Source organism: Alkalitalea saponilacus, from assembly GCF_900168165.1.
In the GTDB taxonomy this organism is placed as follows: Bacteria; Bacteroidota; Bacteroidia; order Bacteroidales; family Marinilabiliaceae; genus Natronoflexus; species Natronoflexus saponilacus.
The window spans coordinates 40,845-54,823 of sequence record NZ_FUYV01000005.1 but is presented as its reverse complement, the minus strand read 5'-3'; the positions used below and the strand labels follow the sequence as shown (position 1 = coordinate 54,823).

General features: G+C 39.2%; 15 protein-coding genes. 14 read left to right on the top strand and 1 reads right to left on the bottom strand.

The features are described from left to right. Positions 1 to 95 precede the first annotated feature (95 nt). The 14 genes from B5X70_RS05910 (at position 96) to B5X70_RS05845 (ending at position 12,744) form a co-directional block, all read left to right on the top strand. On the top strand, positions 96 to 1,607 hold the full coding sequence (locus B5X70_RS05910) for a GH3 auxin-responsive promoter family protein (RefSeq protein WP_079556970.1): 1,512 nt from the start codon (positions 96 to 98) through the stop codon (positions 1,605 to 1,607). 14 nt (positions 1,608 to 1,621) lie between these two features. Continuing rightward, a complete protein-coding gene (locus B5X70_RS05905) occupies positions 1,622 to 2,236 on the top strand; it encodes a deoxynucleoside kinase (protein ID WP_079556968.1) in 615 nt (204 codons plus the stop codon). A 48-nt stretch (positions 2,237 to 2,284) separates the two neighbouring features. Continuing rightward, the gene (locus tag B5X70_RS05900) at positions 2,285 to 2,653 is read left to right on the top strand and encodes a YccF domain-containing protein (protein WP_079556967.1); all 369 of its coding nucleotides are present in this window, start codon (positions 2,285 to 2,287) and stop codon (positions 2,651 to 2,653) included. Between the two features lie 2 nt (positions 2,654 to 2,655). After that, on the top strand, positions 2,656 to 3,099 hold the full coding sequence (locus tag B5X70_RS05895; RefSeq protein WP_079556965.1) for a YkgB family protein: 444 nt from the start codon (positions 2,656 to 2,658) through the stop codon (positions 3,097 to 3,099). Between the two features lie 10 nt (positions 3,100 to 3,109). Beyond that, positions 3,110 to 3,718: an LOG family protein gene (locus B5X70_RS05890; protein WP_232468431.1), complete on the top strand. Its 609-nt coding sequence runs from the start codon at positions 3,110 to 3,112 to the stop codon at positions 3,716 to 3,718. 69 nt (positions 3,719 to 3,787) lie between these two features. After that, a complete protein-coding gene (locus tag B5X70_RS05885; protein WP_079556963.1) occupies positions 3,788 to 4,912 on the top strand; it encodes a DUF4271 domain-containing protein in 1,125 nt (374 codons plus the stop codon). 45 nt (positions 4,913 to 4,957) lie between these two features. Then, positions 4,958 to 5,704: a uroporphyrinogen-III synthase gene (locus tag B5X70_RS05880; RefSeq protein ID WP_079556961.1), complete on the top strand. Its 747-nt coding sequence runs from the start codon at positions 4,958 to 4,960 to the stop codon at positions 5,702 to 5,704. A gap of 134 nt (positions 5,705 to 5,838) precedes the next feature. Continuing rightward, positions 5,839 to 6,240 carry a ribonuclease P protein component gene (rnpA, locus tag B5X70_RS05875; RefSeq protein ID WP_079556959.1) on the top strand — a complete coding sequence of 134 codons (402 nt, stop codon included), beginning with the start codon at positions 5,839 to 5,841 and terminating at the stop codon, positions 6,238 to 6,240. A gap of 49 nt (positions 6,241 to 6,289) precedes the next feature. Beyond that, positions 6,290 to 6,532 (top strand): membrane protein insertion efficiency factor YidD, encoded by a 243-nt coding sequence (gene yidD / locus B5X70_RS05870; RefSeq protein ID WP_079556958.1) that lies wholly within the window; start codon positions 6,290 to 6,292, stop codon positions 6,530 to 6,532. Between the two features lie 122 nt (positions 6,533 to 6,654). Beyond that, positions 6,655 to 7,266, top strand: coding sequence for a TatD family hydrolase (locus B5X70_RS05865; protein ID WP_159449989.1), 612 nt, complete (start codon positions 6,655 to 6,657; stop codon positions 7,264 to 7,266). A 132-nt stretch (positions 7,267 to 7,398) separates the two neighbouring features. Then, a complete protein-coding gene (locus B5X70_RS05860) occupies positions 7,399 to 8,424 on the top strand; it encodes a glycoside hydrolase family 5 protein (protein ID WP_079556956.1) in 1,026 nt (341 codons plus the stop codon). Between the two features lie 507 nt (positions 8,425 to 8,931). Further along, positions 8,932 to 10,821 (top strand): sensor histidine kinase, encoded by a 1,890-nt coding sequence (locus B5X70_RS05855; protein WP_159449988.1) that lies wholly within the window; start codon positions 8,932 to 8,934, stop codon positions 10,819 to 10,821. Between the two features lie 49 nt (positions 10,822 to 10,870). After that, a complete protein-coding gene (locus B5X70_RS05850; RefSeq protein WP_232468432.1) occupies positions 10,871 to 11,653 on the top strand; it encodes a sulfite exporter TauE/SafE family protein in 783 nt (260 codons plus the stop codon). Positions 11,654 to 11,718: 65 nt separating this feature from the next. Further along, on the top strand, positions 11,719 to 12,744 hold the full coding sequence (locus B5X70_RS05845; protein ID WP_079556954.1) for a branched-chain amino acid aminotransferase: 1,026 nt from the start codon (positions 11,719 to 11,721) through the stop codon (positions 12,742 to 12,744). Between the two features lie 55 nt (positions 12,745 to 12,799). On the opposite strand, the gene B5X70_RS05840 is transcribed toward B5X70_RS05845, so the two are convergent. Continuing rightward, on the bottom strand, positions 12,800 to 13,966 hold the full coding sequence (locus B5X70_RS05840) for a sensor histidine kinase (RefSeq protein ID WP_079556953.1): 1,167 nt from the start codon (positions 13,964 to 13,966) through the stop codon (positions 12,800 to 12,802). Between the last annotated feature and the right edge of the window lie 13 nt (positions 13,967 to 13,979).

The following is a 13,979-nucleotide window of genomic DNA, read 5'->3' as shown; positions in this document are numbered from 1 at the left end:
AAACTTTTAAAAAATCTAATCATCTAATTCTTACAGGCATTTATCACTTAATCAAAAAAGCCTTATCTTTGAATCAGAAATAAAAAGTGATATGTATGCCCATCATCAATGATATTTTTTCATTTATTAACTCCAGTCGAATTTCAAAGATAGATCGTTTCAGGAATCATCCGGGCGAAGTACAGAACGAACAATTCAGGATGCTTATCAACAAAGCCAAAGATACCGTCTATGGCAAACAGTATGATTTTTCATCCATTCGAAGTGTTGATGCTTTTCGCGAAAGAGTTCCTGTTCAGGACTATGAGGCATTTATGCCTCATGTCATTCGTTTACGACAAGGCGAGAAAGGGTTGTTATGGCCGGGGGAGATAAAGTGGTTCGCCAAAAGCAGCGGAACCACATCATCAAAAAGCAAATTTATACCCATCTCAAAAGAAGCTCTCAACGATTGTCATTACCAGGGCGGTAGAGATACCCTGCTTATATATAACGAGCTGCGACCGGATAATAAAATGCTCACCGGGAAAACTCTGACACTAGGTGGCAGCAACCAAATTAACAACTTCAGCAATGACTCCGTCTATGGTGATTTGTCGGCGATTTTAATTGAGAACATGCCTTTCTGGACAAATTTCGTGAGAACACCGGGTCGTGAGGTTGCCTTACTGGATGAGTGGGAAAAGAAACTTCGTTTGATTACCGAAACCACGGTCAAAGAAAATGTTACAGCATTTGCAGGTGTTCCATCGTGGTTTTTGGTGCTATTGAAGAACGTACTCGATTTTACCGGGAAAAAGAACCTCCTGGAAGTGTGGCCAAATTTAGAGCTTTTCATTCATGGAGGCGTCAGTTTTGTGCCGTACCGACAGCAATATTACGATCTTATTCCTTCCAAAGAGATGAATTATTTAGAGACTTATAATGCATCGGAAGGATTTTTTGCTATTCAGGACGATTTTTCATCCAGTGCCATGTTATTGATGCTTGATTATGGGGTGTTTTATGAATTCATGCCATTGTCAGAACTCGGTAAAGATCACCCAAAAACGTTGTTGATTGATGAGGTGAAGACTGATGAAGATTATGCGATGATCATCTCAACCAATGGTGGTTTATGGCGATATATGATTGGCGACACCATTCGTTTTGAATCTAAAACTCCACATAAAATTATTATAACCGGTCGCACCAAGCACTTCATTAATGCTTTTGGTGAGGAGGTGATGATTGAAAATGCCGAGAAAGCCCTGGAAACAGCTTGCAAAGAGACCGGAGCAGTCATAAAGGAATACACCGCGGCTCCGGTTTATATGAGTGCCGAATCCAAAGGCAGGCATCAATGGCTCATTGAGTTTGAAGCAGAGCCAAAAAGCCCGGAACATTTCATGGAATTGTTGGATGCCACCTTAAAGGAGGTGAACAGCGATTACGAAGCCAAACGTTATAAAGATATGACCCTTATAATGCCCGATTTGGTGACAGCCCGAAAAGGATTGTTTTTCGACTGGTTAAAGAAGAAAAAGAAATTGGGAGGTCAGAATAAAGTGCCGCGTCTGGCTAACAATCGCGAATACATGGACGACTTATTGGAGCTGAATCATTAATTAAATATTCAATCATGCACATAGCCATAGCCGGGAATATTGGTTCCGGAAAAACATCTCTGGCCACGTTACTGGCTAAACACTACGGCTGGGAAGCTCACTATGAGGAAGTGGATGAGAATCCTTATTTGGCAGACTTTTATGAGGACATGAAGAGGTGGTCATTCAACCTTCAGGTCTATTTTTTAAACAGCAGATTTTCACAAATCGTGAAAATCCGAAAATCACCCATTACGGTTGTTCAGGATCGGACCATTTATGAGGATGCCTACATTTTTGCAACCAACCTTCACGAGATGGGTCTCATGAGTGACAGGGACTTCAATAACTATCTTTCACTATTTGAGTTGATGACTGGATTGATTCAGCCCCCTGATTTACTAATATACCTGCGTGCATCAGTCCCCACACTTGTACGTCAGATAGAGAAAAGAGGACGTCCGTACGAAGAGTCCATACGTTTGGATTACCTGAAAAAATTAAATGAGAAATATGAAAGATGGATTCTTAACTATAACAGTGGTAAGATCCTTACCATCAATGTTGATGAAACCGATTTCATAAATGAAAATACGGCACTAAGTGCCGTATTTGATAAGGTAGATGCAAATATTCACGGATTGTTTTAGACTCTCAGAGAAACAAATACACCGACAACGGATAATATCTTAATAACTATGAAAATCCTAGGTAACCTGATTTGGTTAATTTTCGGAGGACTGATCATTGCCATTGAGTATTTTCTGGCAGGGTTGGTGTTATGCCTCACAATCATTGGCATTCCTTTCGGAATACAGTCGTTTAAACTTGGGCTGACAGCCTTGTGGCCTTTTCATGCCAAACTGGTTCCTAATGCTCGTTCCGGTGGATGCCTTGGAGTCATCTTAAATTTAATTTGGATTGTTTTTTTCGGGATTTGGATTGCGCTTACCCATATTTTTTGGGGTCTTATATTGTTCATTACAATTATTGGTATTCCGTTTGCCAATCAGCATTTTAAGTTGGCAACAGTTGCACTTACTCCGTTTAATTATAAAATTCAATAGCTATGCGGTCACTATTTAAAAAAACGATGCTTTCATTGGCCAGATTTCTTTTTCGTTATGGGTTAGGAATTATTTTAATTTGGCTGGGCGTTCTGAAATTTAAAAACACCGAAGCACACTACATCGAGCAGGCCATGTCGCAAACCGTTCTGTTTTCATGGATGCTTAAATACATCACCATCTACGCATTTACTTCAATCATTGCGTGGATGCAAATCATATCCGGGCTATTCATCATGTTGAAGCCTGTCTCGCGAAAACTCTCCGTATGGGGTGGAGTGCTGGCCATGGTGATATTTTTTGCTGGGATATTGGTCTTTTTCTCCTCAGGTGTGGTTTGGCATTCAGGTTATGGATTTCCAGAATTATCCCGGGCAGGACAGGCTTTTCTTAAAGATTTTATCCTGTTTGGTGCGGCAGCCTGGTGTTTAAGTGATTCATTATAATATGATTGATATGGAAAAGTGGGTAACCATTTATTGTGCTTCCAGTCCGGGGATTCCGCAAGTTTACTTTGACGAAGCTAAAAAACTCGCATCGGATTTGGTAGAATCAGGCTATGGCATCATATATGGCGGCGGTGCCATGGGGTTAATGGGGGCCATTGCCGATGCTGTCCTTGAGAATGGTGGAAGAATAAAGGGAATCATACCCCGATTTATGATTGAGGTAGAATGGGAACATAAAGGGGTAAAGGAGATGGTGCATGTTGAAACCATGCACCAAAGAAAGCAACTTTTAATAGAAAATACTTCCGCAGTGATTGCACTTCCCGGTGGCAGCGGAACTTTAGAGGAGCTATACGAAGTGGTATCACTAAAAAAACTTGGAATGTTTCCCCATCCAATTGTTTTACTGAATACCAACAATTATTTTAACCCTTTAATTGAAATGGCTGAACGAATGGCAAGGGAGAATTTTATGCGAAAAGAGCATCTCAGCATGTGGAGCGCAGTTCAACGACCTGAAGAGGTCGTTGAAATCATAGAAAACACTGAGAAGTGGGGTCCGGAGGTGATTAAGTTTGCCGCGGTTTCAGAGTCTCAAAATCAATCAATGCAATAACATCCACAAGGGTTTTAAAGGATATTTGGCAGGAATTTGTAATTTTATGCCAATCATATGACATAGGAGATGGATTTGGAAGAGCAACATACAGAGTTTACGAGGGATACTGTTCAGGTGCAAGTTGAAATTCCTCAACCCAGGCTTTCGCCGGGGTTGAATATTCCAGTGCCAACGCTTGAGTCTTTTCGCACCCGAATTCAGTTGCTCGAGCCAGATACTATTCGTGAACCGGCACCACCACCTCCCCCTCGCAGGGTTGCTCCCCCGCCAAGTTTATCTCAAAGCGATTCAGTCCACTTTAACCTAATCGAACATCCGGAAACTGCCGTTAACTGGCAATTTGATTTTAATACTGAAGGTTGGACCGAAGAGTCCTCTGAATCATTATTTAGCAAAGAGTACTTGCAGAGAGAGATTTCAATTCAAGCCGATTCGTTGATGGGACATCCCACTCACGAAACAGGATTAGACCATGATGACACAAATTTAGTTACACAAACATATACAGAATTTGACGCATCTTCAGATGAAGTGCTAATTGAGGAGAAATCACTTTTACAGAATGATTGGTTTATCAGTGTCGTAGTTTTTTCTGTCGTTGTACTGGGTTACGTTCGCCTTAGCTGGAGCCGGTATATAAAGGATTTGCTCCATACCATTATTTATCCCTCCTTTATTACGAGGCTCTCCAGTGCAAATGCATCCAATTTTTGGCCTTCATTTTTACTTGGGTTTCTCTTTTATTTGAACAGCACACTTTTTATTTTCCAGATATTAACCATTATGGAAAAGCCCATTTGGGGTTATTCCGGACCCATATTGCTACCTTTTATTTTTATTTTTCTATTTCTGCTATTTACTTCAAAGGTAATTGTTTATCGGCTGGTGGGTAAAATATTTGGAACCTCCAATGCTGTTCATGGGTATCTTGCATCATCTTCAGCAACGGCAAAGTCATTCTCTATATTAATTATGCCTTTTGTGTTGTTTCTTCCCTATCTGGATTTTTCGTTTCAGGAGATATTTATCAGAATCGGATTGGGGGTGTTTATCTTCCTTTATCTCATGCAGATAGTCAGAGGGATAAGAGAGAATTTTTCGAATCTTCTTTCAGGGTATTACATAATTTTGTATCTTTGCGCTCTGGAAATATTGCCCTTATCCATCCTATTTAAGGTACTGTTCAAATAGAAAATGGAGGAGTTCCGATTTTTGTTGAACTAAAATTGATGCACATTGAAGATCAAAAAAATTCTGGTTTCACAACCAAAACCGACTACGCAAAAGTCGCCTTATTTCGAATTGGCGGAAAAAAACAACGTAAAAATTGATTTCAGACCGTTTATTCAGGTTCAGGGAATTGATGTTAAAGATTTTAGAAAGCAAAAAATTAACATCCTGGATCATACTGCTGTTGTTTTTACCAGCCGTACGGCCATTGATCATTTTTTCCGAATCTGTGAAGAAACACGTGTCGTTGTTCCCGATACCATGAAGTACTTCTGTATTTCTGAAGCAACTGCATTTTATTTGCAGAAGTACATCGTTTACAGGAAACGTAAAATTTTCCATTCTACCGGCAAATTTGCTGATTTGGTGGAGGTTATTAAGAAACACAAAGAGGAAAAGTTTCTGGTGCCACTCTCGGATATTCATAAACAGGAAATCCCTGATTTGCTGAATAAGTCTAAGGCTAAGTATACCAAAGCGATATTTTACAGAACAGTTAGCAGTGATTTAAGCGATATTAAAAAGATTGATTACGATATGTTGGTGTTTTTCAGTCCATCAGGAATCGCTTCGCTCTTTCAGAACTTCCCTGATTTTAAGCAGGATGATATTGTTATTGCATCATTTGGTCCGGCCACTGCAAAAGCTGTAACAGAAGCCGGATTAAGACTCGATATACAGGCTCCAATGCCCCAAGCGCCTTCCATGACTGCAGCTTTGGAGATATTTATAAAGGAACATAACAAGAAATAGATGACCTCTGCATAAATTTCTCTAAATTGAAATTTATGTCTGAAATAACTCTGAAATACTATAAACGCCCCATTTAGGTTTATCTCCAAATGGGGTGTTTTTTTAATTGGATTTAAACATATTGTTTAAGTGTAATGCAAAAAGGCGTTGGAAATTCTTTTGGTAAGCAGGAACGATTGTTTTTAACAAAACAGATTGAGCAACTTTTTTCAGAAGGTCGTTCGGTAACGTCTTTCCCCTTGCGCATCCAGTATCTGTTGGTTCCCGTGTCCGATCAATCTCCTTCAAAAGTGCTCTTTTCTGTTCCCAAAAAGCGCTTTAAACGAGCCGTGAAGCGCAACTTGATCAGAAGAAAAATGAGAGAGGCATTCAGATTAAATAAGCAGCAGTTATATTCGCTTATTCCGCAGGGAAAACAATTATTGGCAGCTGTTGTTTACATTAACAATGAAGTGGCCGATTACCAGAGCGTTGAAAAGGCAATCATCAAGGCTTTTGATAAACTTAAAGTGCGGCTGGAGGAATGTAAGGTTTAACCTATACATTATACAAAGGTCATAACTAATAGAATTAAAGCGGTATATTGTGAATAGAACTCTTTACTATCTCAAACAGCTTCTTGTATTTCTACTCATCTTGCCGGTGAAGATTTATCAATATGGGATTTCACCAATGATAGGCCCTCGTTGCAGATATACTCCGACTTGTTCACATTATACCGTTGAAGCGCTTAAAAAGCACGGTCCTTTTAAAGGTTTTTGGCTTGCTATTAAACGCATTCTTTCCTGTAATCCTTGGGGAGGGAGCGGCTATGACCCGGTTCCCTGAATGGTTTCCTTTCAATTATTTATTGTAAATTGCTCTATTGATTTACAGTTTCTTCTAATATGTATTTTGACATCCATACTCATAACACTGTGCGAAGGGAAGGTGTATTTTCCATTGTAAATATGCGTGCCGGTTATGCTGATTTTAAGGAGATCACCGCACCGGTTAGTTTTGGAGTTCATCCGTGGGACACTACATGCCATAAATCTATTCAAGAAATAGATAAAGTAACTAATGTTAAAGGTTTAATTGCCATAGGTGAATGTGGTCTTGATAAGTATAAGTCTGGCAGTTTATCTAAACAAACTGAACTATTCAGAAAGCATGTAAACTATTCTGAGCAACTTCATAAAACATTGATTATACATTGTGTAGGAAGGTACAATGAAATCATTTATTTAAGAAAGCAGATCAAACCGACCCAACCATGGATTATTCATGGGTTTAATGGTCACCCACAACTTGCCGAACAGTTAATCAGCAATGGATTTATACTCTCATTTGGCTCTGCCATTTTTATTGGTAATAGCAAAGCAACGAAATCTCTCCTTTTGATGAGAGATGAGCCTTTTCTTCTAGAAACAGATGATTCTGGATTTATGATTGAAGAAGTATATAATCAAGTTGCAGAAATACAAGGTGATGAAATAAATCATTTAAAGAATAAAATAGCTACAATATTTTTTAAAACGTTTCCGGGCATGGAAACATCCGGCTCACAAACTACCTGTTAATTTACTTTTTTCTTCTCTCTGATGATTTTCTGTAATATAAATTATTGCTTCACTGTGTTATATTTTGTATATTCGTATAGTGTAACAAGCACACTAAGCGTCATGCACAATAATCACTAAAGTTTCATCAAAATGAAAACGTATTTCTATTTATTGCAATTCTCCATTCTTTTCTTTTGCCTGTCCACAACAATCAAAACAGAAGCATCAGGATCACTTCCGAGGATTTCCGTGGAGGGTAATCGATTTGTAACACCCGATGGGGAAACCATCATTTTTCAGGGAGTTAATTTTGCTGATCCAGATCGATTGGTTAAAGAGGGACAATGGAAGAGAGATCTTTTTAGAGTTGCTCGCGACTGGGGATCCAATATCGTTAGGCTTCCTGTACATCCACAAGCCTGGAGGGAAAGAGGAAAGGAGGATTATTTAATACTTCTCGATCAAGCTGTGGAGTGGGCTCGAGAGTTTGATCTTTACATCATCATCGACTGGCATTCCATCGGAAACCTTAGAACAGAATTGTTTCAGCACGAGATGTACAAAACCAGTTTACCCGAAACTTATGATTTCTGGCTAACCATTTCTCGCAGATACGCCGATGAACCAATTGTTGCAATGTATGAGATTTTTAATGAGCCAACCACTTATCAAGGTCAATTGGGTTCTCTTACATGGGATCAATGGGCAGATATTCTTACCGATATCATATATGTAATACGTGCTAATAGCCCTGAAGCCATCCCTTTGGTTGGCGGTTTTAACTGGGCATACGACTTGACTCCTCTTATGTATGCACCACTAAATGTACCGGGAATCGCCTATGTTAGTCATCCCTATCCTCAGAAGCGTGACCAGCCATGGATTCCACAATGGGAACGGGACTTTGGTTTTGCTGCCGATGATTATCCCATCATTGCCACCGAAATTGGGTTTATGCAACCAACCGACCGGGGAGCCCATATTCCCTGTATTGGAGATGAGGAATATGGAAGAACACTAATGAGATATTTTCGTGACAAAGGAATCAGCTGGGTAGCATGGTGTTTCGATCCGGATTGGTCTCCGCAGTTAATCAAAGACTGGAATTATACTCCATCCCGATCAGGAAAGTTTTTTAGGGATGTGATGCTGGGGAAGGAAAACCTGGATGAATAGACAATAAGGATAGGTTGCTTTAAGTATTTGAGATAGATTTATTTAGTAGATTGATAAACACAATTTCACATGCGCCGCCAATAGAAGTTCTTAAAACTTCTATTGGTGGTTTTTTATTTAGGGAAATTTGAAATGGTAATCTGCTATAAATGGCTCTCAAACCATACCCAATAAAACAATATTATTGTTTTATTGCATTTTGTTTTTATAAATGATAAATTGTGTTTTTGAAGAGATAAATAATGTTGGTTTAATTTCATCATAATTCTATTGAGTAAGAAATGACAGGAATACATTTAAGTGATTGTTTTTTTCATTTCCAGTTCACATGCTTTTGTTCGTAATCAAAATGGCTGCAGGAAAGCCTGATTTATTATAGCTCCAATATTCCATAAACATATAAAATTTCGAAGAATAGATGGCGGTGATCAGCATAACTGACACCGGATACTGCAAGAACAATCCTAACCTGAATATATAATGATTGTTCAGATTAAAGCAGTAAACATGCAAAAGATTAAAACCAAAAGTAAAGAGCCGGAAGATCTTTTTGAAGATCTTAAAAACAAGGCCTATTTTCTTGATGAAGCAGAAAAAATAGCCAAATTTGGCTATTATGTTCTGGACATCAATTCAGGAAAATGGGAACAATCACCTGGTCTGGATGAAATTTTTGGCACCAACTTTCCCGAAGGAAGAACTCTGGAGGTTTGGTTGCGCATCATTCATCCCGATGATCGGGAAAAGATGAAGAGTTATTTCAGAGATGAAGTATTAACTGAATTACAACCCTTTGATAAAAAATACCGGATTTTAAAACCTGATCATTCAGTAATATGGGTTCACGGAAAAGGAAAGTTATCATTTAATAAAGACGGACAACCGGTTAAGATGTTCGGAACCATTCAGGACATTTCAGAACAAAAGCGAATAGAGGAGGAGATACAGGACATCAAACATCTTTATGAAAACCTTGTTGAAACCTCCCAGGAACTCATCTTTCAAACCGACAACGAGGGACGTTTTATTTTTGTTAATAAAGCTTGTTTCGATATACTGGGTTTTTCTCATCATGAGATGATCGGTCGTCGGTATGTGGAGTTTTTGCATTCAGGTAAAATTGAGGAAGGCGGTGTGTTTTTTCTTGAGAGCCTGCCTGAAGATCAACTGCGTGGCAGAGAGTCTGTGTGGGTCAGTAAAAACAATACTCCAGTCTATTTAAGATTAAATATCCGAAAAACATATAACAAGGAGGGGCAGTATAATGGAGCCATTGGCACGGCATACGATATTACCGATGCTATTAATTCAGAAAAACTTGCCAGACTAAAATCTGAAGAATTAAATAATTACTTTACTCTCTCGCTGGATTTATTGGCTGTAGCCAATTTAGAGGGGTATTTTACCATGCTGAACCCTTCATGGCAGAGAGTTCTGGGGTTTTCTCTGGAGGAATTAAAAAGCAAGAAAATTTTAGATTTAATTCATCCTGATGATATTGAGGCCACCGCACAAGCAATTCAGGAACTCCAGACCGGAAAAGAGATTCAATGTTTCATAAACAGATACAGATGTAAGGATCAATCATACAGATATATAGAATGGAGATCCAAGGCCAAGAATCGCAAAATTTATGCAGCAGCAAGAGATGTTACGGATCATATTCTCCTTGAAAAATCTCTTCGAAAAGCCAATGATAACTTAAAAGAGCTTAATTATCAAAAGGATAAGTTTCTGTACATCATAGCCCATGATTTAAGAAATCCGTTAAATAACATTCTGGGATTCATGGAGCTATTATACACCAACTTCAACAACAACAATGCCATCGAAAACTATGAGTTGGTTAGGCTCTTATCGGGAAACGTTCACTCTCTTTATGAGTTGGTTGAGAATTTACTGAACTGGGCATTATCGCAAACCGGTAAACTTAAAGCATCGCTGACAAATATTGATTTGTCGGTCCAGGTACGTCGAGCCATCAATCATCTGAAATCACTGGCCGATGCAAAGCAGATAATCATTGACAATCTAATACCGGATGGAATTACCGTTGTGGCTGATGAGCACATGTTAAATACTGTTGTTCGAAATTTAGTTTCTAATTCCATCAAATTTTCTCATCCGGGCGGTTATGTAAAAGTCGCACATAAGCAACAAGGGGATAGGGTTTTAGTGGAAATTCATGATTCAGGTATTGGTATTGAAGCTTCGGTAGTTTCTCGTTTGTTTAATGCCGAAACCACTCGTTCTACACCAGGTACACAGGGTGAAGGCGGTACCGGATTCGGACTGCCTTTGTGCAATGAGTTGATTAAGGCTCAAAATGGCGAAATTTCAGCAACCAGTCAAGTCGGGAAAGGAAGTATATTTAGTTTCTCCTTACCGAAAAGGTAGCCATCCGGTAGTTTTTATTAACAAAATTTATCGGATCAATACAGCATAAATGCTTTCCTTTGCATTTATGGCAGAATTGATTTTGAATCCTTTACAGGTGTCTTGGAGTGTTTGGTTCATAACACTTGCTTGTGCTTTTATCATTGGCTTTTCCAAAAGTGGATTGAAAGGCATTGGGATGGTGACCATTCCGGTTTTGGCAATCATGTATGGAGGCATGATTTCTGCCGGTATTTTATTGCCTTTTCTGGTTTTTGGAGATCTGTTTGCAGTTCGGTTTTACCGCAAAAACATGAGTTGGTCGCATGTAAAAAGGCTAATGCCTTTTGCATTGGCAGGGATTTTATTAGCTGTTTTGGTGGGGAAGATGATCAGCGATGATCTTTTCCGAAATTTGATGGCCATTCTGGTCATCAGTTGTCTTGCATTGATCATTTTCTTTGATTTTTCCGGTAAAAAGCCGGATTTTTCAAAATCCGGCTTTCTCTCTGGATTCACGGGATTGTCCGGAGGATTTGCCACCATGATTGGCAATGCAGCCGGGCCTATTTTCGATCTTTATCTTCTTTCCATGCGTTTGCCGAAAAATAGTTTCATCGGAACAGGGGCTATTTTCTTTCTTACCTTAAACATCATTAAAGTACCATTTCATTTTTTTATTTGGGAATCCATTACTTTGGCCTCTCTTCAAATGAACTTCGTAATGGTTCCGGCGGTGTTTTTTGGTGCTTTGGCTGGCAGAAAAGTGGTGAGTTATATTCCAGAAAAAGGGTTCCGTATTTTCGTAATTGCAATTATTGCACTCTCATCAGTACTCTTATTGCTCCGATAACATGCATCTTTGCAAAGATATTTGTATTTTTACCCTTCATTTACAACTTAATAATACCACTTATCATGACTGGCGAAATTGATTGGGGTAATTTATCTTTTACCTTTACCAAAACGGACTATAATGTTCGATGTTACTACCGAGACGGTAAATGGGGAGAGCTTGAGACCAGCTCCTCTGAAATGATTAGCATGCACATGGCTGCGACATGTCTCCACTACGGACAGGAAGCTTTCGAGGGATTGAAGGCTTTTCGCGGCAAAGACGGGAAAATCAGAATTTTCCGTCTGGAAGATAATGCAAAAAGAATGGCATCATCAGCCGATGGCATTATGATGGCGCGCGTTCCTGATGAGATATTTATTGAGGCAGTCAAAAAAGTGGTCGGTCTTAACAAACGTTTTGTTCCTCCTATGGAGTCAGGCGCATCGCTATACATCAGGCCATTGTTGATTGGAACCGGACCGAAAGTTGGGGTTTCTCCTGCCGACGAATACCTTTTCATGGTTTTTGTTACTCCGGTAGGCCCCTATTTTAAAGAAGGCTTTAAGCCAACCAACCTGATGATCACCCGCAAATATGACCGTGCTGCGCCTAATGGTACAGGAAGCATCAAAGTGGGAGGTAATTATGCAGCAAGTCTGGTTTCAGGAAATTTGGCCAGAGAGAAGGGATATTCAGCCGTTCTCTATCTCGATAGTAAGGAGAAAAAATATATTGACGAATGCGGCCCTGCCAATTTTTTTGGAATCAAAGACAATACGTATATAACACCAGAATCCAAATCAGTGCTTCCTTCCATAACAAATAAGAGTTTAATTGCTCTGGCAGAGGATCTGGGACTTAAAACCGAGCGCCGTCCGGTTCCCTACGAGGAACTTGAAACATTTGAAGAGGTGGGAGCCTGTGGAACTGCTGCTGTTATAAGCCCGGTGGCTAAAATTGACGATCTGGATAACGGAAAATCCTATGTTTATAGCAAGGATGGTAATCCGGGTCCGATTTCGGTTAAACTTTATAACAAACTACGAGCCATTCAGTATGGTGAAGAGGACGACAAGTTTGGTTGGATTACATTGATTGAGGACTAATTATAGAGTCACAAGACATTGACGGGATTATATAGGCCATGCTTGTATAATCCCGTTATTTTTTAGAAGGAATGATGATGGTAAAGTGACTCCCTTTTTGCCGCTCGCTTTTTGCCGAAATTTGCCCCCCGTGCCTTTCTGTAAACTCCTTGCAAAGTAGCAAACCAAGGCCGGTACCTTGTTCACCTGCAGTTCCCTCCGATGTGAATTTTTTAGAAGTGTCAAACAGTTCCGAAAGTGTTTTCGTATCCATGCCAACTCCATTATCTGATACGGTGATGGATTCAAAATCTCCCTGTTTTATTGATGATACTTTGATCATGCCGTATTGATTGGTAAACTTAATGGCATTGGAAATCAGGTTCCGAAGAATGGTTTTAAGCATGAAAATATCTGCAAAAACTTCTGTTTTTGCATTCACTTCATTGTAAAAACTAATTGCTTTTGCATTTCTGCCCGCTTCGGTAATGTCGGCTATTTCATCAATTAAGCCTTTAAGGTCAATGATTTCTGGTTCGAATGGAAAACCCGATGATTGAGCTCTGGTATATGTCAACAGATCTCCCAACAGGTCATAAACATTTTTTGATGAATTGTAAACCAATTTAATATACTCTTCAGTTTTCTCTATATCGTAATTTCTTAGGTTTTCTGATAAAACATAAAGAAAGCCCAGAATTGAATTAAACGGTGCTTTTAAATCATGAGCCAGGATGGAAAGAAACCGGTCTTTACTTGTATTTACTCTGTCCAGTTCTTCATTGGTTGCAGTAAGTTCTTCGTTCGCATTCTCAAGTTCCCGCTTTTCTTTTATCAATTCTCTTTGTAGGTCTGAAATTTCCCGGTTTAAATTCAGCATGATTTCATTTTGACGTATCAATTGCTGCGCATCTATACCTCCGATAATAAGTATCTGATTACCTTTACGAAAAACATCAGCCAGGATTGAGTTATTTATCCCGTGACTGTCGCCTATCGTAACATACCCGGAGAACAGTGGCGATTCTAAAGAATTTAAGGAGAGAATGGTGTCAAAAGAGGGATTTAGTAGGCTTTCCGTAGGATTATTATCCTTTATAAGTTGTTTAAAATTACTGTTTGCATAAAGCAACTCCTTTTCGGTTGAAAATAGTGCGAGGAAAACCGAAGAGCTTTTCGAAAGTGACTCAGCCAACTCTTCTGTCCAATTGGATAGCATATACTGTAACTCTCTGTTTAGCATTGCATAATTATTG